Origin of the sequence: Modestobacter sp. I12A-02662, assembly GCF_041028325.1 — a bacterium.
In the GTDB taxonomy this organism is placed as follows: Bacteria; Actinomycetota; Actinomycetes; order Mycobacteriales; family Geodermatophilaceae; genus Modestobacter.
Window position 1 is genome coordinate 192,102 of sequence record NZ_JABGDE010000007.1, and the last position, 18,002, is coordinate 210,103.

At 74.2% G+C, this 18,002-nt stretch carries 14 protein-coding genes and 1 pseudogene; 4 read left to right on the forward strand and 11 right to left on the reverse strand.

The window, feature by feature from the left end; all coding sequences use genetic code 11:
• Positions 1 to 8: 8 nt before the first annotated feature.
• Together xylB and HL189_RS12255 are read left to right on the forward strand one after the other, a co-directional pair.
• Complete coding sequence (gene xylB, locus HL189_RS12250; protein ID WP_369133979.1) at positions 9 to 1,448, forward strand: xylulokinase; 1,440 nt, start codon at positions 9 to 11, stop codon at positions 1,446 to 1,448.
• A gap of 41 nt (positions 1,449 to 1,489) precedes the next feature.
• On the forward strand, positions 1,490 to 2,143 hold the full coding sequence (locus HL189_RS12255; RefSeq protein ID WP_369133980.1) for a transaldolase family protein: 654 nt from the start codon (positions 1,490 to 1,492) through the stop codon (positions 2,141 to 2,143).
• 50 nt (positions 2,144 to 2,193) lie between these two features.
• On the opposite strand, the gene HL189_RS12260 is transcribed toward HL189_RS12255, so the two are convergent.
• The 5 genes from HL189_RS12260 to HL189_RS12280 form a co-directional block, all read right to left on the reverse strand.
• Positions 2,194 to 2,367, reverse strand: a complete 174-nt coding sequence (locus HL189_RS12260; RefSeq protein ID WP_369133981.1) for a hypothetical protein — start codon at positions 2,365 to 2,367, stop codon at positions 2,194 to 2,196.
• On the reverse strand, positions 2,364 to 3,647 hold the full coding sequence (locus HL189_RS12265; RefSeq protein WP_369133982.1) for a glycerophosphodiester phosphodiesterase: 1,284 nt from the start codon (positions 3,645 to 3,647) through the stop codon (positions 2,364 to 2,366). The genes HL189_RS12260 and HL189_RS12265 overlap by 4 nt, the downstream gene beginning before the upstream one ends.
• 48 nt (positions 3,648 to 3,695) lie before the next feature.
• Positions 3,696 to 4,967: a 3-deoxy-7-phosphoheptulonate synthase gene (locus HL189_RS12270; RefSeq protein ID WP_369133983.1), complete on the reverse strand. Its 1,272-nt coding sequence runs from the start codon at positions 4,965 to 4,967 to the stop codon at positions 3,696 to 3,698.
• 191 nt (positions 4,968 to 5,158) lie between these two features.
• Complete coding sequence (locus HL189_RS12275) at positions 5,159 to 5,659, reverse strand: ester cyclase (RefSeq protein ID WP_369133984.1); 501 nt, start codon at positions 5,657 to 5,659, stop codon at positions 5,159 to 5,161.
• Positions 5,660 to 5,916: 257 nt separating this feature from the next.
• Positions 5,917 to 6,198, reverse strand: coding sequence for a hypothetical protein (locus tag HL189_RS12280; protein WP_369133985.1), 282 nt, complete (start codon positions 6,196 to 6,198; stop codon positions 5,917 to 5,919).
• A gap of 166 nt (positions 6,199 to 6,364) precedes the next feature.
• Between HL189_RS12280 and HL189_RS12285 the strand changes: the two genes are divergently transcribed.
• Positions 6,365 to 8,293: an acyl-CoA dehydrogenase family protein gene (locus tag HL189_RS12285; RefSeq protein WP_369133986.1), complete on the forward strand. Its 1,929-nt coding sequence runs from the start codon at positions 6,365 to 6,367 to the stop codon at positions 8,291 to 8,293.
• A gap of 32 nt (positions 8,294 to 8,325) precedes the next feature.
• Here HL189_RS12285 and HL189_RS12290 read toward each other — a convergent pair whose 3' ends face one another.
• The 4 genes from HL189_RS12290 to HL189_RS12305 form a co-directional block, all read right to left on the reverse strand.
• Positions 8,326 to 8,796, reverse strand: coding sequence for a DoxX family protein (locus HL189_RS12290; protein WP_369133987.1), 471 nt, complete (start codon positions 8,794 to 8,796; stop codon positions 8,326 to 8,328).
• Between the two features lie 96 nt (positions 8,797 to 8,892).
• Entirely contained in the window at positions 8,893 to 10,143 is a 1,251-nt protein-coding gene (locus HL189_RS12295) for an erythromycin esterase family protein (protein ID WP_369133988.1), read from the reverse strand.
• Between the two features lie 87 nt (positions 10,144 to 10,230).
• The gene (locus HL189_RS12300) at positions 10,231 to 12,285 is read right to left on the reverse strand and encodes an EAL domain-containing protein (protein WP_369133989.1); all 2,055 of its coding nucleotides are present in this window, start codon (positions 12,283 to 12,285) and stop codon (positions 10,231 to 10,233) included.
• A gap of 166 nt (positions 12,286 to 12,451) precedes the next feature.
• The gene (locus tag HL189_RS12305) at positions 12,452 to 13,123 is read right to left on the reverse strand and encodes a response regulator (protein WP_369133990.1); all 672 of its coding nucleotides are present in this window, start codon (positions 13,121 to 13,123) and stop codon (positions 12,452 to 12,454) included.
• 108 nt (positions 13,124 to 13,231) lie between these two features.
• Here HL189_RS12305 and HL189_RS12310 point away from each other — a divergent pair, with 108 nt between their 5' ends.
• Positions 13,232 to 13,672, forward strand: a complete 441-nt coding sequence (locus HL189_RS12310; RefSeq protein ID WP_369134096.1) for a response regulator transcription factor — start codon at positions 13,232 to 13,234, stop codon at positions 13,670 to 13,672.
• A gap of 54 nt (positions 13,673 to 13,726) precedes the next feature.
• Here the strand turns inward: HL189_RS12310 and HL189_RS12315 are convergent.
• Positions 13,727 to 15,289 (reverse strand): annotated as a pseudogene (locus tag HL189_RS12315) (sensor histidine kinase); the annotation flags it as partial.
• Between the two features lie 310 nt (positions 15,290 to 15,599).
• On the reverse strand, positions 15,600 to 17,951 hold the full coding sequence (locus HL189_RS12320; protein ID WP_369133991.1) for a M28 family peptidase: 2,352 nt from the start codon (positions 17,949 to 17,951) through the stop codon (positions 15,600 to 15,602).
• Positions 17,952 to 18,002 lie beyond the last annotated feature (51 nt).

The window sequence follows — 18,002 nt, forward strand, 5'->3', positions numbered from 1 at the left end:
TGGCGGGGGTGGACAGCAGCACGCAGTCCTGCACCGTCGAGCTCCGGGACGCCGACGACGGTCGCCTGCTGGGGACCGGCCGGGCACCGCACCCGGTCACCTACCCGCCGCGGAGCGAGCAGCACCCGTCGGCCTGGTGGGAGGCCTTGCGGCTGGCCCTCGCCGCCGCGACGGACCAGGCGCGGGTCCCGGTCACCGACATCGACGCGATGAGCGTGGCAGCGCAGTGCCATGGTCTCGTGGCGCTGGACGCCGCCGACGAGGTGATCCGGCCGGCGAAGCTGTGGAACGACACCACGTCCGCCGACGAGGCCCGCGAGCTCGTCGCACGGCTGGGAGCTCCCGCCTGGGTCCGGAGCATCGGCCTCACGCCGACGGCCGCGCTCACCATCAGCAAGCTCAGGTGGCTGGCGCGGCACGAGCCGGAGAACCTGCGACGGCTGCGCTCGGTGATGGTCCCGCACGACTGGCTGACCTCCCGGCTCACCGGCCGCCGGACCACCGACCGGTCCGACGCGTCGGGGACCGGCTACTACTCGGCCGCCGAGTCGCGGTGGCGTACCGACCTGCTCGAGGAGTTCGTCAGCGACGAGGTGGACTGGGCCGCCGCCCTCCCGGACGTGCTCGGCCCCAGCGAACCGTCCGGCACGGTCACGTCGGCCGCTGCGGCCGAGCTGGGCCTGCGTCCGGACGTGGTCGTCGGCCCCGGAGGCGGGGACCAGCACCTGGGCGCCGTCGGCCTGGGACTGCGGACCGGTGATGTCACCTACAGCCTCGGCACCTCCGGGGTCGTGCTGGCGCTGTCGGAGGCCCCCGTCCTCGACGAGCGGGGCTGGGTGGACGGCGTGGCCGACGCGACCGGCGCCTACCTGCCCCTCGTGTGCACCCTGAACGCCACCAAGGTCACCGACACCGTCGCCCGCTGGCTCGGGGTCCCGGTGACCGAGCTGTCGGAGCTGGCCCTGCAGGCCGACCGGTCCGGTCCGCGGCCGGTCCTCGTGGCCTACCTCGACGGCGAGCGCAGCCCCAGCCTGCCCGGTGCCCGGGGGCTGCTGGGCGGGCTCACCACGTCGACGACCCGTGAGCAGATCGCGCTCAGCGCCTTCGAGGGGGTCCTGCTCGGGCTGGTGCGCGGAGAGGAGGCGCTCCGGGCCTGCGGTGTCCCGGTGGACGGGACCGTCGTCGTGGCCGGCGGCGGAGGCCGCTCGCCGGCCTACCGCCAGGTCCTCGCCGACCTCACCGGGCGACCGGTGCACACCGTCGACGCGCCGGAGGCCACCGCCCGGGGTGCCTGCGTGCAGGCCGCCGCCGTCCTCTCCGGGGCCGACGTCCGGGACGTCCGGGACGACTGGCGACCGCCGGTGACCTCGGCGACCGAGCCGAGCCGGACACCCGTCCGGAGCGTGCGCGACGACTACACCGATCTCGCGCGGTGGCAGGTCGGCTGAGCCGGCCCGGCACCCGTCCCCCTTCACCGAGAGGCTCCACCGTGGCCCTGTACATCGACTCCGCCGACCGCAGCGTCGTGGAGCCGTTGCTGTCCACCGGGCTGTTCCGTGGCATCGCGACCAACCCGACGCTGCTGTCCCGGGCCGGCCTGCGCCAGGACGACCTGCCCGACCTCCACCGCTGGGCCGTCGACCGGGGCGCGGAGACCGTCTTCCTGCAGACCCTGGGCACGACGCCGGAGACCATCGTGGGCAGCGGGCGCGCCCTGAGGGACCTCGGCGAGGGCGTGGTGGTGAAGGTCCCGGCGACCCGAGCGGGGCTGACGGCGGCGCGGACGCTCGCCGACGACGGGGTCCCCGTCCTCGTCACCGCCGTCTACCACCCGGCGCAGGCGCTCGTCGCCCTCGCGGTCGGGGCGGCGTTCATCGCCCCCTACGTCGGACGGATGGACGACCACGGCAGGGACGGCGTGCGGTCGGCGCTCACCATCCAGCAGGTGGTGGACGGCACGGGGACCCGGGTCCTGGTCGCCAGCCTCCGCAGCCTGGACGACGTCGCCGCCCTGGCCGCCGGCGGGGTGTCCGACTTCGCGCTCAACCCGGACCTCGCGGCGGCGCTCCTCGCCGACGAGCTCACCGACGCCGCGGCCGCCGACTTCGAGGCGGCCGCGACGCGGGACGCCCCGCCGAGCTGAGCGCGTCCGTGCGGGCAGCCATCGGCCACGGTCTCCGACGTCGCGGTGGATCAGGCGGTGCGGTCCGCCTCGGCGGAGACGACGGCCTCCTCGCGGGACTCGAACGGGCCGGCGGTGCGGCTGTCGGCGCGGCGCGTCCACCGGTAGCCGCCGGGGGTCCGCTCGATGAGATAGCCCTCCGGGTCGGCCGGACCGTGTCCCGGGCACTCGTACGGGTCGGTCATGCGACCTCCACGTTCCTGAAGCGGACCCCGGCGCGGACGCTGCCGAGGTGGACGACCGGCACGGGCCGGGAACTGACGCCCGCCACGGTCACGGTCCCGCCGACGGTGCCGGCGCGGACGGCGAGGCCCGAGCCGGTCACGGTGATCCGGAGCGGCACGTAGGTGCCCTCCCGCGGCGGCGTTCCCCCCGTCGAGGACGCCAGCACGGTGCCCACACCGTCGGTCACCCGGTGGACCTCCAGGTTGCCGTCTCCCCGGAGGAGGACGAGGCAGCCGTGAGCGCCGGGTGAGGTGCCGGGCGGTCGGTACGGGTGGTCGTCGGTGCTCAGCAGCACCCACCCGCCGCACCCGGCGGGTTCCGCACCGATCTCGTCCATGCGCAGCTCGAGGTCCAGCGTGAAGGCGGCCGGGTCCGGCGGGGCCAGGAAGCCCATGAGGGTGGAGCTGATCGCGTCGGAGGCGTCGCAGCCCCACGAGGAGTCGTCCGGGTGGAACCGGCCGCGGCCGTTGTCCGGCAGCATCCCGGGCAGCCACACCTGACGGGCGAACAGGTCCGAGGTGAGGAGCCCCGCGTCCCCGGCGATGTACACCGGGTCGTCGGAGAAGAGCGCGTCCACGCCGTCGGCGAACAGCGCATCGCGCTGGTGCCGTCGGTTGACCGTGTGACACGCCACCTCGATCCCCACCGCGTGCGCCCGTGCGCACACCGTCGCGGTCACGCGGTCCGCCGTCGGGCCGATCCACCGGATGCCCTCGGCGGTGGCCCGGTCGACGTCGGTGCTCCCGAGCCAGATGACCTCCCATCCCCGTGCGCGTGCCAGTCGGCAGTCGGCGAGCGCGTAGGACTGGAGGAGGACCGATGCCGGGCTGACGCCGCGACGGTCCAGCGCGTCGATCATCGGACCCATCGCGTCGCTGCTCTTGGCCTCGGCGCACAGGAGGACGCGGTTGCCGAACTCGGTGAGCACCTCGTCGAACAGCGGGGGGCGGAGCCCGTCGGGCCACCCGCCGCCGAGGGTGGCGGAGGCGTCGATGTCCAACTGCTTCCAGGACACCGACGTGTGGTCGGCGACGTTGCCGCTGGAGGTGGTCATGCGGTCGACGGTGCCGTCGTGCATGACGCCGAGGCCGCCGTCGGCGAGCGTGGACACGTCCTGCTCGATGACCGGCAGGCCCTGGCCCACCGCGACCCGGTAGCCCTCCATCGTGTGCTCGGGGACCTGCAGGATCCCGCCGCGGTGGGCGATGACGAACGGCCGGCTCAGATCGGCGAAGTCCACGGGCGACCCTACGTCCGCGCAGCCGGCCCGGGCTGCCGCGCGGCGACGTCAGCCTGCCTGCAGGACCGCGGCCCCGTCCGCGGAACGGCGGCCGCGCCGTGCCCGGACCGCGTCCGCCAGCTCGTCCAGCAGAGCCGCGGTGGTGTCCGGGTCGACGCAGGCGTCGGTGACGCTGAGCCCGTACGCCAGGGCGTCGGGGTGCTGCTGGTCGAGGTCCTGCCGACCGGCGACGAGGTTGCTCTCCACCATCACGCCGCGGATCGCGCGCTCGCCGGAGGCGATCTGGCCCGCCAGGTCCCGCACGACGTCGATCTGGCGCAGGTGGTCCTTCTGGCTGTTGCCGTGGGAGGCGTCGACCACGACCACCTCCGGCAGCCCGCGCTCACGCAGCTTGGCGGTCGTCCGGGCGATGTGGTCGGCGGAGTAGTTCGGGCCGTGCTTGTCACCGCGCAGGATGACGTGGCCCGTCTCGTTGCCGGTCGTGGACAGCTGGGCGGTCATCCCGTGGCTGTCGACGCCCAGGAACTCGTGCGGCGCCCGGGCCGCGATGACGGCCTGGACGGCGGCGTCGATGCTCCCCTCCGGCGAGTTCTTGAAGCCGACCACCGAGGAGAACCCGGACACCCGCTCGCGGGCGGTCTGGTCGGTGACGTTGCGCGCGCCGACGCCGTTGTAGGTCACCAGGCCGTTCACGTACTGCGGCGTCAGGGCGTTGAGCGGTTCGGCGGCCACCGGCACGCCCATCGCCGTGATGCGGCACATGAGCATCCGGGTGGCGATCAGGCCGACGCTGATGCGGTTGGAGCCGTCGAGGTACGGGTCGTAGGCGAAGCCCTTCCAGTCGACCTCCGTCCGGGGCTTCTCCGTGTACGTGCGCATCACGATCTCCAGGTCGGCGCCGTGCCTGGCGCGCATCCGGCGGAGGAAGTCGGCGTACTCGACGGTGGCGGCGGGATCGTGGATCGAGCACGGGCCGGCGATGACGGTCAGCCGGCCGTCGTCACCGCGGACGATGTCGGTGACCGCTCGGCGGCCGGCCCGGGTGGTGGCGACGGAGGCCGCCGACAGCGGCAGCACGCTCGCCACCGCCTCCGGGGTGACCACGATCGTCAGGGCGGCGATCCTGGCGTTGACCAGGTCGGACAGGTCGGCGCCGGCCGCATCGTGGAGACCGAGCCGTTGCTGGACGCCGGGCAGCAGGTCGGCCTGCGTGGCGTCGATCTGCCGGTTCACCTGACGCTGCACGTCCAGCAGGTGGTCGGCGATGCCTGCGGCGACCTCCAGCACGCGGTCGGCCGGGATGTCCTCGTGCTGTGCCATCGTGCGGGTTCCTCCTGGGTGGTCGGTGCCGTCGCGGTGCCGTTCCGCCCCCGCGGGGCGGCGGACCGGCGAGCACCGGACCTGCAGTCTCCCACCGCCCCATCGGGCGTCCGCAGACGGACCGTCGACGGCGCCGCCACCCCCGCAGGTCAGCCGACGGTCGAGCCCTCAGCGCGGAGCGTTCGTCGGGTTCACCGCGGTGGCTCCGCAGTGCCGACCTGCGACGGTCGGTCCGCCCCGGCCCTCGGCTGAGGCACCGTGCCGGCTCCGGTGTCGGACGAGGTCAGTCCCAGTTGGGTCAGGAGGTCGAGCTGGTCGTAGTAGAAGCGGTGCGCCACTGCCAAGCCGTTCGCCACGGTGAGGACGTCGCACTCCCGGAGCCGGAGGGTCCTGCCGGTGGGCTCGATGTCCCCTTCGGGGGCGCTCAGCACCCCGGTGTGGGTGCCGACGAAGTAGCCCTCGTCGATCGCGGTGTTCCCGGCCTCGTGTTTCGCCGTGGACTCGAAGGACGCGTCGGGGAACGCGCGGGTGAACCCCAGCAGGTAGTCGGCCATCGCCTCGGCGCCCGAGAGCCGAGGCGCATCGGGCGTCTCACCCTCCGCGTCCGGCGCGTACGACTGCCGCAGCGCTTCCCGGTCGCCTGCCATGACGGCAGCGGTGATGCGGTCCATGATCTCGCGGGCCTGGCCCATGACGACCTCCTCAGTCGTCCGTCGGCTCGCCGCCTGCGCCGGACTCGAGCACGCCTCCGCGTCGTTCCGGGCAACCGGGCACCCCGCCGTGAGCAGCGCGTCCCGGGCCGGGCCCGCGCCAACAGCAGGGCCGACGTCCCACTGTGACCCCCGCGCCGACCGCCGGACAAGGGGCGGACGGCGCGTCGCCGTCCGCCCCAGGTCTGCCTGCCGTCACCGGTCGACGAATGGCGTAGGGCCCGGTGACGGCGGTCCGCTCACACGCTGGCGGCCTGGGAGGCCTGCCCGGCGATCTGGGTGAACTCGTCGGACACGGCGAAGCAGTCGTTGACGGCGAACTGCCCCGCCAGTTGGTCGAGGGTGGACTGGAGCTGCTCGACACCCGGAGCGCGCCACAGGCAGATCGCCCGGTCGACGTCCGCGGACGTCGCGGTCGCGAGCAGCTCGAGGCCCGCCGGGAAACTGTCCGGCGCAACGCTGCGCATCATCCCTGCCCAGGCGTCGGCGTCCCTGATCGTGTGGATGACACCCACGTACATGACGACCCCTCCTTGCTGATGCACACCGGGAACTCCGGCAGACAGCAGGGTCCTCGGAAGCGGGGGACCCGACCAGAGCCCTGAGTGCCGTCGACGCGCCGGCCGCCCGGGCGGGTCGGCGCCGAGGACCGTTGCGGGACGGCGCAGCCAGGGCCGATCCTCGGGCATGGCGTCGAACCCGTCGTACGAGCAGTCGAAGCAGGTCGCCGAGGGCAGTCGCGAGACCGAGTGGAGCAGGCCGTCGTTCGGCAAGGAGCTGTTCCTCGGCAACTTCCGTCTCGACCTGATCCACCCCCAGCCCGAGCCCGACCCCGCCGCGGTGCGCAAGGGCGAGGCGTTCCTCGAGCGCCTGCGCGGCTTCCTCACCGAGCGGGTCGACCCGCAGCAGATCGAGCGCGAGGCGAAGATCCCCGACGACGTCCTCACCGGCCTCGGGGAGCTCGGCGCCCTCGGCATGAAGATCCCCGAGGAGTACGGGGGGCTCGGGCTCAGCCAGGTCTACTACAACAAGGCGCTGGCCACGGCCGGCACGTGGCACTCGTCGATCGCGGTGCTGCTGTCCGCCCACCAGTCGATCGGCCTGCCCGAGCCGCTGCGGGGTTTCGGCTCGGAGGAGCAGAAGCGCGAGTGGCTCCCCAAGCTCGCCCGGGACCACGTCTCGGCGTTCCTGCTCACCGAGCCGGACGTCGGCTCCGACCCGGCGCGCATGAGCACGACCGCGGTGCCGACAGCGGACGGCACCGGCTACCGGATCAACGGGACGAAGCTGTGGGCGACCAACGGCGTGATCGCCGCGGTGGTCGTGGTCATGGCCGTCGTGCCCAGGTCCGAGGGCCACCCGGGCGGCATCACCGCCTTCATCTGCCCCGCCGACCGCGAGGGCGTCACGGTGCTGCACCGCAACTCCTTCATGGGCCTGCGGGGCATCGAGAACTCGGTGACACGCTTCGACGACGTCTTCGTCCCCACCGCCGACGTCATCGGTGCCGAGGGCAAGGGCTTGCGGATCGCGCTCACCACGCTCAACACCGGCCGGCTGTCGCTGCCGGCGATCTGCCTGGCGACGGCCAAGTACTCGCTCAAGATCGCCCGCGAGTGGTCGGCCGAGCGCACGCAGTGGGGCCGGCCCATCGGCGAGCACGACCCGATCGCGCAGAAGCTCGCCCGGCTCGCGGGCACGGCCTTCGGTCTGGAGGCGATGCTGGACGTCTCGAGCCGGCTGGCCGACGACAAGCGCAACGACATCCGGATCGAGGCAGCACTCGCGAAGCTCTACGCGTCGGAGCTCGGCTGGGCCGCCGTCGACGACATGGTCCAGATCCGCGGCGGCCGGGCCTTCGAGACCGCCGAGTCGCTCGCCCGGCGAGGGGAGAAGCCGGTGCCGGCGGAGCAGCTGCTCCGCGACATGCGCATCAACCGCATCTTCGAGGGCTCGACGGAGATCATGCACCTGCTGATCGCCCGTGAGGCCGTCGACCAGCACCTGCAGGTGGCGGGGGACGTGCTGCTCGACGACCTCGGCCTGGCCGACCGGGCGAGGGCGGCCGCGCGAGCGGGTGCGTTCTACGCCCGGTGGTTCCCCGCCCTCACGACCGGCGCCGGGCAGCGTCCCAGCTCCTTCGGGGAGTTCGGCGACCTGGCCGGGCACCTCCGCTACGTCGAGCGGTCCGCGCGCAAGCTCGCGCGCTCGACCTTCTACGCGATGGGCCGCTACCAGGCCCGCCTCGAGCGGAAGGGCCAGCTGCTCGGCCGGATCGTCGACATCGGCGCCGAGCTCTACGCGATGGCGTGCGCGTGCGTCTACGCGGACACCCTCGCCCGCCAGCAGCCCGGCCGGCAGCAGGAGGCGTTCGAAATGGCCGACCTGTTCTGCCGGCAGGCCCGCCGGCGCGCCGACCGGCTGTTCACCGAGCTGTGGGCCAACGACGACGAGAGCCAGTACGCGGTCGCGCAGCAGGTGCTCGCCGGCCGCCACCGGTGGTTCGAGCAGGACGTGCTGGACCCGGCCGGCGACGGTCCGATGATGCCGACGCACGCCCGGCCCGCCGCCGAGCCGGTCCCCGGGTCCACGGTGGACGCCGGGGCCGCCCGGTAGCGCCGCCGCGGCGGCCGGTCACTGCAGCGTGGTCACTGCGGCGTGGTCGCCGCCCGGCGGCGGGCGATCAGGTGGTCCAGGCCGAGACGGCCCGACCCGGTCACCGCCAGCACCAGGCTGAGCAGGCCGAGCGCGATGACCAGCTCGGGGCCGTTGTGGTCCATGGCGAACAGCCCGCTGGTGTGCACGAAGATCCAGGCGCCGACCATGTTCAGCGCCATCAGGACGCCGACCAGCCGGACCGCGGCGCCGAGGATCACCGCGAGGCCGCCGACGACCTCGAACAGGACGTTCGCCGGGCCGGCGATGGTGCCCAGCGGGACACCCGACTCCGCGAACATCCGCCCGACCCCGGGAAGGCTGCCACCGAAGTCGTACTCAAGCTTGGCGTGCGCCAGCATGATCACGCCGAGGCCGATCCGGGCGACGAGCAGCACCACGTCGCGGGCGGTCCGGACGAGCGCGGTGTCCCGGGGGTGCGTGATCCGGTCGATGGTGGTCATGGTCGCGTTCCTCTCCTGCGCCGGTGGGCCGGTCGGGACGTCCCACCGGTATGACTCCGTCGGGAACGCGGAGTCGTCGGTGCCGGCCGGCCGACCTCAGAGGCCCAGGCCGGCCGCGATCCGGGACTCGGGGACGTGCACGACGGCGTCGAAGGCGTCGGCCACCGGCGCGGGGAGGTAGGCGGTGTCCAGGCGGATGCGGTCCGGGCCGGTGCCGTCGCCGCGCGCGGGACGCAGGTCGGCGAGGACGAGACCGGCCCCGGCCAGGGCCGCCTCGACGCTGCCCGGCTCCGGGGGCTCCAGTGCCGCGTCCTCGACCCGGAAGCCGTACGGGCCCACGTCGGCGGCGGGGTACAGCGCCGCGGTCCGGCCGCCGCCGCTGGTCAGCGCGACGGCGGCGTAGTCGGCGCCCAGCGCCCGGTCCAGGTGCAGCCCCATGGGCAGCACCTGCACCTCCCCGGCGTAGACGACCGGCGTGCGCTGGATGTGGGCGTTGTGGGCCAGGAGGACCAGGCGGGCGCCGGGGTCGAGCCGGTCGAGCCACCAGCGGACGGTCGCGGCCATGTACCGCTCGCGCGAGGTCGCGGCCGCGGGCAGGGCGGTGCCGGTGGTCGCCGCAGCGATGGCGCGGAGCTGGTGGTCGGCGACCCGAGCCCCCTCGAGCCGCCACCGGGCGGTGTCGAAGGCCGCCTGGCCGGCGGCGTCGAGGTAGGTGGGTGCCAGGGCGTCGAAGCGGTCGGCCAGCCGGCTCAGGGAGGCGGTCAGCGCGTCGGCCCGGGGCGGGTCCAGGGCCAGGTAACCGGGTGCCGCCTGCGCCTGGGTCGGACCGGCGATGCCGGTCGCGATGCCGACGGCGGCGTCCAGCAGCTGCCGGGCGGCGGGGTCCACCGTGTCCAGGTAGCCGGCGAGCGGGGACAGCGAGGGCAGCAGGGAGCCGGCCGCGCTGGGGACGTCGATGCCGGCGAAGCGGACCGGCGGGGTGCTCGCCGAGTTGCGCGCGCGCAGCCACCGGAACATGTCCCGCACCTCGGCCGGCCGGGCCAGGCCCGAGGGGATGCAGTCCTCGGCGAGCCGGTGCAGCTCGTCGTCCGGACGGTCGCCCTGCAGCCACTCGTCCAGGGCGTGCCCCTCGCTGAACCCGGACTCGTAGGACAGCACGGTGAACCCGCACCGTTCCACCAGGAACCGCAGGATGCGGTGGCGCAGCCGGGCGAACTCGCTGATGAAGTGCGCGTTCTCGCCGAGGGCGACCACCCGCGCCGAGCCGATGACCCCGCGCAGCGGCTCGAGGTCGTCGAGCGGGGAGTCCGGATCGAGCCCGGTGAGCTCGTGGACGCGGAACGTCATGGACCCGGCGCCAGGGAACCGCTGTCGGGAGCGCAGGCTCCTTCCGTGACCGGCTCGGCCCGGAGCCGGATCGGACGTCCCGCCACCTCAACTCCGTCGGGGCCGGCCGGCGTCGTCCGCCCCGGGCGACGGCCGGACGTCGACCGGGGTGGGAACCGACGGGGTCCGCGCGGCGGGACCGGCTGCCGGGTCGACACGCCAGGCGACGCGCCGGGCGTTCAGGCAGTCGTCCGGCATCCGGGCGCTGCGACGAATCCGCTCCGAGATGAGGCGTGCGACGGTGGATCGGCGCCAGCGCCGTCCGGTGGGAGTGCGGAAGCCCTCGGCGTTCAGGGCGGCCGTGATCGTGGCGATGTCCGCTCCGTTCCGGTGCAGCTGGAGCAGTCGTTGCAGACCGTCCGCGATGCCGGCGTCGCGGACGACGGTCCCCGTCGCCCCGGCCCGCGGGCCTTTCTTCCCGCCGCCAGTGGCGAGCGGACTGCTCCACTCGCGTCCGCTCAGCAGCGCCGTCATGGGTCGGGCCGGACCCCAGAGCCAGCCCTGCGCGGTGACGCAGCCCAGCTGCTGGAGGAGCGCGACGTGCTCCTCGGTCTCCACACCCTCGGCGATGACGGCGACCCCCACGGTCCGGGCGAGGTCGACAACCCACCCGACGATGGCCAGGGCATCTTGCTGCTCGGTGATGTCGGCGACGAAGCTGCGGTCGAGCTTCAGGGTGGAGATGGGGAGGTCCCGGAGGTAGGCCAACGAGCTGTACCCCGTGCCGAAGTCGTCCATCGCCACCCGGAAACCGTGCTCGCGGAGCTGCCGGAGCAGCGCCACGGCGAGATCGGTGTTCCGCATGATCGCCGTCTCGGTGATCTCGACGACCAGTTGCGTGGCCGGCAGGCCGAAGTCCTCGGTACAGCTGACCAGGTGGTCCAGCACCGAGGCGTCGGACAAGCTGGCGGCCGACAGGTTCACCGCGACGTAGGCGTCCTCCGGCACGACGCCCGCCTGGCGCAGGCGGGCCATGTCCTGGACGGCTCGCTGTACGACCCACCGGTCGAGCTCGGGAGCCAGCCCGCTGAACTCCGCGACGGTGACGAAGTTGCTGGGCGGCACCGGACCGCGTTCCGGGTGGGTCCAGCGGGCCAGGGCCTCCATGCCGACGACCGCCCCCGACCGCAGGTCAACGATCGGCTGGTACTCGAGACGGAGCGCCGCGTCCGCCAGCGCTGCCCGGAGGTCGATCGCCAGCGCATACCGGTGCGCCACGTCCTCGCCCAGCGTCTGGTCGAAGAGGTGGACCCGGCCGCGGCCGGCGTTCTTGCCGGCGTGCACCGCGGTGTCAGCCCGACGGAGCAGGTCGTAGGCGGGGACCACCGGCTCAGCGGGCGCGACGGCGACGCCGATGGAGGCCGTCACCTGCACCGCGGTGTCGCCGAGGAGAAAGGGCTCGGACACCGTGTCCAGCAGGTGGCGGGCCAGCGCGCGCGCCTGGTGCTCGTCGGTGTCCTCGCAGATCACCGCGAACTCGTCGTCCCCGCACCGGGCGACGGTCTGGCGGTGGGACACGGCCGCTCGGAGTCGCGCGCCGACCCCGGCCAGGAGCCGGTCGCCGACGTCGTGCCCGCGGGAGGCGTTGACCATCCGGAAGTGGTCCAGGTCGACCACCAGGAGGGCGGTCGGGTGCTCGGCTCGGGCCAGGGCGCACGTCAGCCGGGCGAGGAGCTGCCTGCGGTCCGGTTGCTGCCCCGGTACGTCCGGGTGCGGTCGCTCCTCGCCCAGCCGGCCGTCGACGCGGAGGAACACGAGCTGCGTGGAGTCCTCGCCCGGGCCGGCGAGCACCGACCAGGACGTGGGCAGCTCGACGTCGGAGCCGTCGGCGTGCCGCAGCAGCCGGAGGGGGACCGTTCCGGAGGTGGCCCCGTTCCGGGCCGCCCCCAGGACCTGCTGCAGCCGGTCCTGGGAGGAGGGGTGCAGCAGTTCGTGCGCCGGGATGCCGGACACCTCGCGGAGGGGCCGGCCCGAGAGCCGGGCGATCGCTGCCCCGGCGCTCGTCACCGTGCCGGACAGCGAGCACGAGAAGAGGGCCGCCGCAGTGGTGGGCAGGTCGCCGATCGGAACCGGCGCATCCGCTCCGTACTGACCCCTGGCCACGTAGCTGCTCCTGTACTGCGGCGACCCGGTACGCAGCTGCGCACCGGCCGCCCACCAGCCTGTTCGAGGCGGCGGCGTCCCGACCAGATGCACCCGTGCCAACCGTCTGGTGCGCTTGCACTAGGGACTCGCGTCCGCCCAGGCGCTGGGCCCCAGGTCGCCGGCGTCAGACGGCGTCGACGAGGCCCTCCCGGACGGCGATCGACAGGACCTCGAGCTTGGAGTGCGCACCGAGCTTGGCCGACATGTTCGCCACGTGGTTCCGGACGGTGTGCACGCTGATGGTCAGCTGCCCGGCGATGTCGGCGTTGGACAGCCCCTTCGCCAGCAGGTCGAGGATCTCGCGCTCCCGCTCGGTCAGTTCGGTCGCGCCGCCGCCCTGCCGCTGCAGACGCGGCAGGAGCCGGGTGAGCAGCTTGGCGCTGACCACGGATTCCCCCTGCGCGGCGGCCCGCACGCCGTCGATCACGTCGTCCAGCCGCTGGGTCTTGGCGATGAACCCGGCCGCGCCGGACTCCATGGCGGCGACGAGGAGTCGATCGGATGTCGTGGCGGTGAGCACCACGATCTTCGCCGAGGGACGGATGCGGTGCAGGTCCGCGATCGCGCCCACCCCGTCGCCGTCGGGCAGGCGGTGGTCCAGGAGGACGACGTCCGGAGCCGTCGACGCCAGGAGGTCCCGTGCCCCGGAGATCGACGCTCCCTGCCCGACGACGAGCAGGTCGGACTCCGACTGCAGGGCCTGCGCCAGGCTGGCCGCGAACATCTGGTGGTCGTCCACGATCAGGACCCGGACCATGACGGCTGCGGGCCCGCTCGGTGTGCAGGACCCGATCACGGTCCGAGTCTGACACGCACCGCACGGGCGGCGTCTGGTGCACGTGCACTAGACGTTCGGTGCGCGTGTATCACGACAACTCCGGCTGCCGTGGGCAAGCGTGTCGTCGTGGCGTCCCCAGTACGCGGTGAGACCACCGTCGTCATCGCGGATGACGACCACCGCGTCGGGACCGCCCTGGCCGCGCTGCTGGACCAGGAGCAGGACTTCCGTGTCGTCGGAACGGCGGCCAACGGCGACGACGCGGTGGCGGCCGCTCGGGAGCTCCGGGCGGCACTCGTCCTGACCGACGTGCGGATGCCGGGAGGCGGGCCGGGCCTGGTCCGGCGACTGGTCGCGCTGCCGCATCGGCCGGTCGTCGTCGGGGTGTCAGCGCAGGCGGACCCCGCGACGTGGACGGGCGTGCTGGCTGCTGGTGGATCTGCCTACCTGCTCAAGGGGACCGTCGCCGGCGACCTCCCCGTGCTGCTGCGCTCGTGCCTGCAGGGCCATCTCGTCGTAGGCGTACCCGGCGCGCCCGACCTCGTCCGCCGTCTGCTCTCCTGCTGACGGGAAGGCCGTCCGCGGCACGCCGGCGGCTCCCGCGCCGGACACGGGGAGGAAGAAGGACACGGCGGTGCCGGCACCGTCCGGACCGGGCTCGGACCGCCACCAGCCGCCCGACGCCAGTGCACGGTCGCGCATCGCGACCACCCCGGAGTGGCGACGCCCCGGACGCGCGGATGCCGTGGAGCCGACCCCCCTGCCGTCGTCCAGGACGTGCACCTCCACGCCTCCCCCCGTCGCGTCGACGGTGACGGTCACGCGGCGCGCCTCGGCGTGCTTGCGGGCATTGACCATGGCCTCGCGGGCGATCCGGTACGCGGACACCCGCACCTGCTGGGGGAGAGGGGCCTGCCGACGGTCCTGGACCGACCATGCGACGTCGCTGTCGTCGAAGACCTGGGCTGCCGCGTCACGCAGCCCGTCGGTCAGGGAGGCGTCGAGGACGGGCGTCTCCAACTCGAAGAGCAGGGAGCGGAGCCGGACGCTCGCGCCGTGGACGGTGTCCATCACGGTCTCGACCCCGGCGGCCTCCTCGGGTGCACGCCGGCGCAACCGATTCCGGAGGGCGCCCAGGCGCAGGTCCACGGCCGCCAGCGCCTGGATCGAGTCGTCGTGGACGTCGGCGGCGATACGGGCGCGCTCGTCGTCCTGGATCTCGACCAGGCGTTCGCTCAGTGCGCGCTCGCGGGCCTGGGTGAGCACGCAGAGCTCCTGGAACGTCAGGGCGGTGCGGCCGACCATGAGCACCCCGGCACTCAGCGCCATGACCGCGGCGAGGGCGCTGATGTCCGCCCTGGCCCCGTGGAACAACAGCGCCAGGACGCCCAGCCCGCAGACGCCGGGCAGGGCCAGGACGCTGGCCCCCTCGAGATCCACGCGCCGCGCTTCCGTCCGGCGCAGGGAGGCGAGCGCCGCGCCGGCCAGCAGCAGGCGCGCGATGAGCCACCCGAGGTCGACAGGCTGGCCGCCGGCGTAGGCGTCCTCGGCCACCAGGCCCGCGTAGACGGCATCGGTCACGAAGAAGGTCACGAACGACGCGCACAGCAGCCACCAGGACCAGCCGGCGCCCACACCGAGCATCGCGAGCGCTGCGACGGCCAGGGCCAGGAGCAGCAGGTCGGCGATCGGGTAGGCCGCGGTCAGCGTCGCGACGCCGTCGTCGCCGAGCGGGACCTGCGCTCCGTCGACGTAGGTCTCGGCCAGCGCCGCGGCGGTCAGGCCCGCGATCAGCCCGTCGAGCGAGAGGCTGGACGGCATCCTGTGCGCTCGGGCGCGCAACCTGAGCACCAGCCCGATCGCGAGCAGTGCGTAGAACAGCACCCAGCCCGCGTCAGCCCACGAGGGGCTCGGGATCGGGTCGAGGTGCCGGTAGTACGCGAAGTACGCGGTGCTCGCACCGAAGGCCGTGACGAGCCCCGCGGTCATGAACAGCCAGGCCGGCCGGTCCGTGCGGTCGAGCGCGCAGCGGAGCGCGAGCACGAGGACGACCAGGCCGTCGACGGTCATGTTGAGCCACCAGTCGATGCCCGCCTGGTAGCCCGGCGTAGGACGGACCCCCGGCACGAGGGTGATCGCGTAGACCGTCCCGAGCACCAGCGTGACCCACGTGGTCGCCCGCATCAGCGAGGTGGTCGAGTGCGGCACGTCGCCTCCGCATGTCGCCGCTGGCCGGGCTACAGGCAGGACCTGGGCGACTTCCGCCGCGCTGCCGCCGGGCTGGTGCACCAGGCTCTCACACGCCGTGGCTGTGCACCGGGACCATCACGGACGAGAAGAAGGGCGAGTAGGCGAGGTCGGCCGGCAACCAGGACCATCCCCGCTGCTGACCGTGACCGTCACGGCATCGTCTCGAGATGAGCCTGCTGCGCCTTCCTCGGAAGTCCTCGCCCGAACGTGCCGGTGCGGGGACAGGACGTCGCTCCGGGCCCCGTCAGAGCGTCAGCCCCCGGGTGACCCACAGCTCCGGCACCACGAGCAGCCGCTCGCGCGGCGGGGTGGCGCCCGGAACGGACAGGGAATCGCTGCGGTCACCGACGTGCAGTGCGACCGCCTCCGCGCGCTGCTCCAGGAGGAGGCGCACCTCCGTCCCCTCCGGAGGCGTCCCCTCGAGGGTGAAGCCGAAGTCCCAGCGTCCCCACGGTCCGTTCGTCGGCAGCCGTTGCCCGGCGACGCTGACCTCGTGCACGGCGGCTGTGCCGGTGTCCACCCACAGGCCCACGGCAGGCGCGCCGCGGGGCGAGGAGAGCCGCAGCACGAGCTCGCGCCGGCCATCCCGGCCCGGGCCGTCGGAGATGACGGTGACCTCCGGCGGGGGCAGGTCGATCACCGGCGCGGGCCCCCGCGCCAGGACCTCGCTGTCCGCGTGGGGGAGGTCGTCGGCCGGCGCCGGGGGCTCCGTGAGCAGCGAGGCGCTCCACGCGCTGGGCGGGCGCCGCCAGGAGGTCCACAGTGCCTGGCCGATGTCGGCGTCGAGGCTGTAGGAGACCTGCTCCTGCCGCGGGGGCGTCGCGCCCTCGCGGTTGGTGACCAGGCCCGCGCCGGTGAGGACCACGGCGAGGGCGAGCGCGACCACCGGCACCGCGGCCGCGCGTCCGGCGCCCCGGCGCCCGGTCGCGGTCGGCGCCGGCCAGGCGAGATCGACCACGGGGAGCACCAGCAGCACGAGCAGCCCGACGAGCACCGCGCTGGACGGTCCGCCCAGCGACAGGCCGATGTCGAAGCCGAGCCAGGCGCCCGGTCCCAGCAGCAGGGTGACGGCCGCTGACGCGCAGAGCACGACCGCCACGCGCGCGCCCGCCCACCGCCGCGGCAGCAGGTCGGCGGTGACGGCACCGGCAACGGCGCAGAGGACCGGCAGCACCAGCACCCCGGAGACGCCGGGGAGCGTGAGGCCGACGACGGTCCCGGCGAGCGCGAGGACGGCGATGGCCCCGACGGCCAGGGCGTCGACTCCCAGGCGCCGGCGCGCCAGCCCGACGACGGCCAGCACCGCGCCGGCCGCGGCCAGCAGCACCGCCACCTGGTACGGCACCGGGTGGTAGGGCTCCCCGACCACCGCCGAGGCCTGCCCGGGATCGACCGCGAGCGCCGCCTGCCACACGCCCCACCCGGCGAGGCCGGCCGCGGCGAGCGCCAGCACGGCCACCACGCCACCCAGGGCGGTGCGCGGGAGGGGCAGTGCCCGCCGTCGGCGGCGCAGCGCGACGAGCGCGGCGGCGAGGACGAGGGGAGCGAGGGCGAGCGGCACCTCGAGGTCCTGGGGGTAGCGGAGCAGCCCCCACGGCAGGGTGGTCACGATCTGCTCGTCGCCGTCGGTGACCGCGGTCAGGTCCGCGGCGGCGAACTGGCCGGTCACCGCCAGGCTGTCCTCGCCCATCTGCTGCAGCGACGCCGCGCTCAGGTGCTCGAGGTCGTCGACGGGGGAGTGGTAGTGCGCCCCTCCGGCGGCGATCGCGGTGTCCAGCACGTGCATCCCCGCCGCGGCGAAGTGCGTGAAGTCCGAGCCGTTGGGCAGCGCCTCGAAGACCGCCTCGGAGAGGGACTCCGCCTGCGCCCCGGGCGCCCGCGCCAGGGCCTCGAGCAGCGGACCGTTGGGGGAGGTCGTCCGGAAGGTCATCGGAGCGCCGCGCGCTCCGCGGGCCTCGTGGTTGAGCACCACGGTGGGCCCGAGGGCGGAGGAGCGGTCCCGGGCGAAGGCCTCGGCCCCCAGCAGGCCGGCCTCCTCTGCGTCGGTGAACAGCAGCACGACGTCGTTGCGCGGCGCGTCAGCAGCGGTCAGGGCCCGGGCCACCTCCAGCAGGACGCCCATCCCCAGGCCGTCGTCGCCGGCGCCCGGTGACCCGGCCACGGTGTCGTAGTGGGCGGCGAGCAGCACCGTGCCGGTGTGGTCCGTGCCCGGCAGGGTCGCCACGACGTTCCGCACGACCGCCACCGGTACCGTCCCGGCCTCGCCGAAGTCGGTGACACCGACGCCCTCGTGCACCTCGGTGCGCCAGCCCAGATCGCCGAGGACGGCGAGGAGGTGCCCGCGCACGCGGGCGTGCTCGGCGGACCCCACCGGTCGCGGCGCGGTGGCCACCTCCCCGAGCTGATCCAGGGCGCGGGCGGCGCTGAACTCCCCGGGGGGCGCGCCGGCCTCGCGCGGGGCCGCGGGCAAGAGGGCCAGCACCGAGACGACGGCGACGAGCAGCAGGACGGCGAGCCCTGCGACGCCGACCCACGTCCGGGTGGCTGGGGAGGGCTCGCCGAGGATCTCGGGAGCAGGGTCGTCGCTGATGATCATCGCAGCCTAGGAGCACGGCCCCCCGCCATGGTCCAGGTGCGTCGCGGGTTC

Bases quoted from the DNA above. Each gene is read 5' to 3' on its own strand.
- HL189_RS12260 (WP_369133981.1), bottom strand. From the start codon at position 2,367: ATGACCGACCCGTACGAGTGCCCGGGACACGGTCCGGCCGACCCGGAG.
- HL189_RS12270 (WP_369133983.1), bottom strand. From the start codon at position 4,967: ATGGCACAGCACGAGGACATCCCGGCCGACCGCGTGCTGGAGGTCGCC.
- HL189_RS12275 (WP_369133984.1), bottom strand. From the start codon at position 5,659: ATGGGCCAGGCCCGCGAGATCATGGACCGCATCACCGCTGCCGTCATG.
- HL189_RS12280 (WP_369133985.1), bottom strand. From the start codon at position 6,198: ATGTACGTGGGTGTCATCCACACGATCAGGGACGCCGACGCCTGGGCA.
- HL189_RS12285 (WP_369133986.1), top strand. From the start codon at position 6,365: ATGGCGTCGAACCCGTCGTACGAGCAGTCGAAGCAGGTCGCCGAGGGC.
- HL189_RS12290 (WP_369133987.1), bottom strand. From the start codon at position 8,796: ATGACCACCATCGACCGGATCACGCACCCCCGGGACACCGCGCTCGTC.
- HL189_RS12295 (WP_369133988.1), bottom strand. From the start codon at position 10,143: ATGACGTTCCGCGTCCACGAGCTCACCGGGCTCGATCCGGACTCCCCG.
- HL189_RS12320 (WP_369133991.1), bottom strand. From the start codon at position 17,951: ATGATCATCAGCGACGACCCTGCTCCCGAGATCCTCGGCGAGCCCTCC.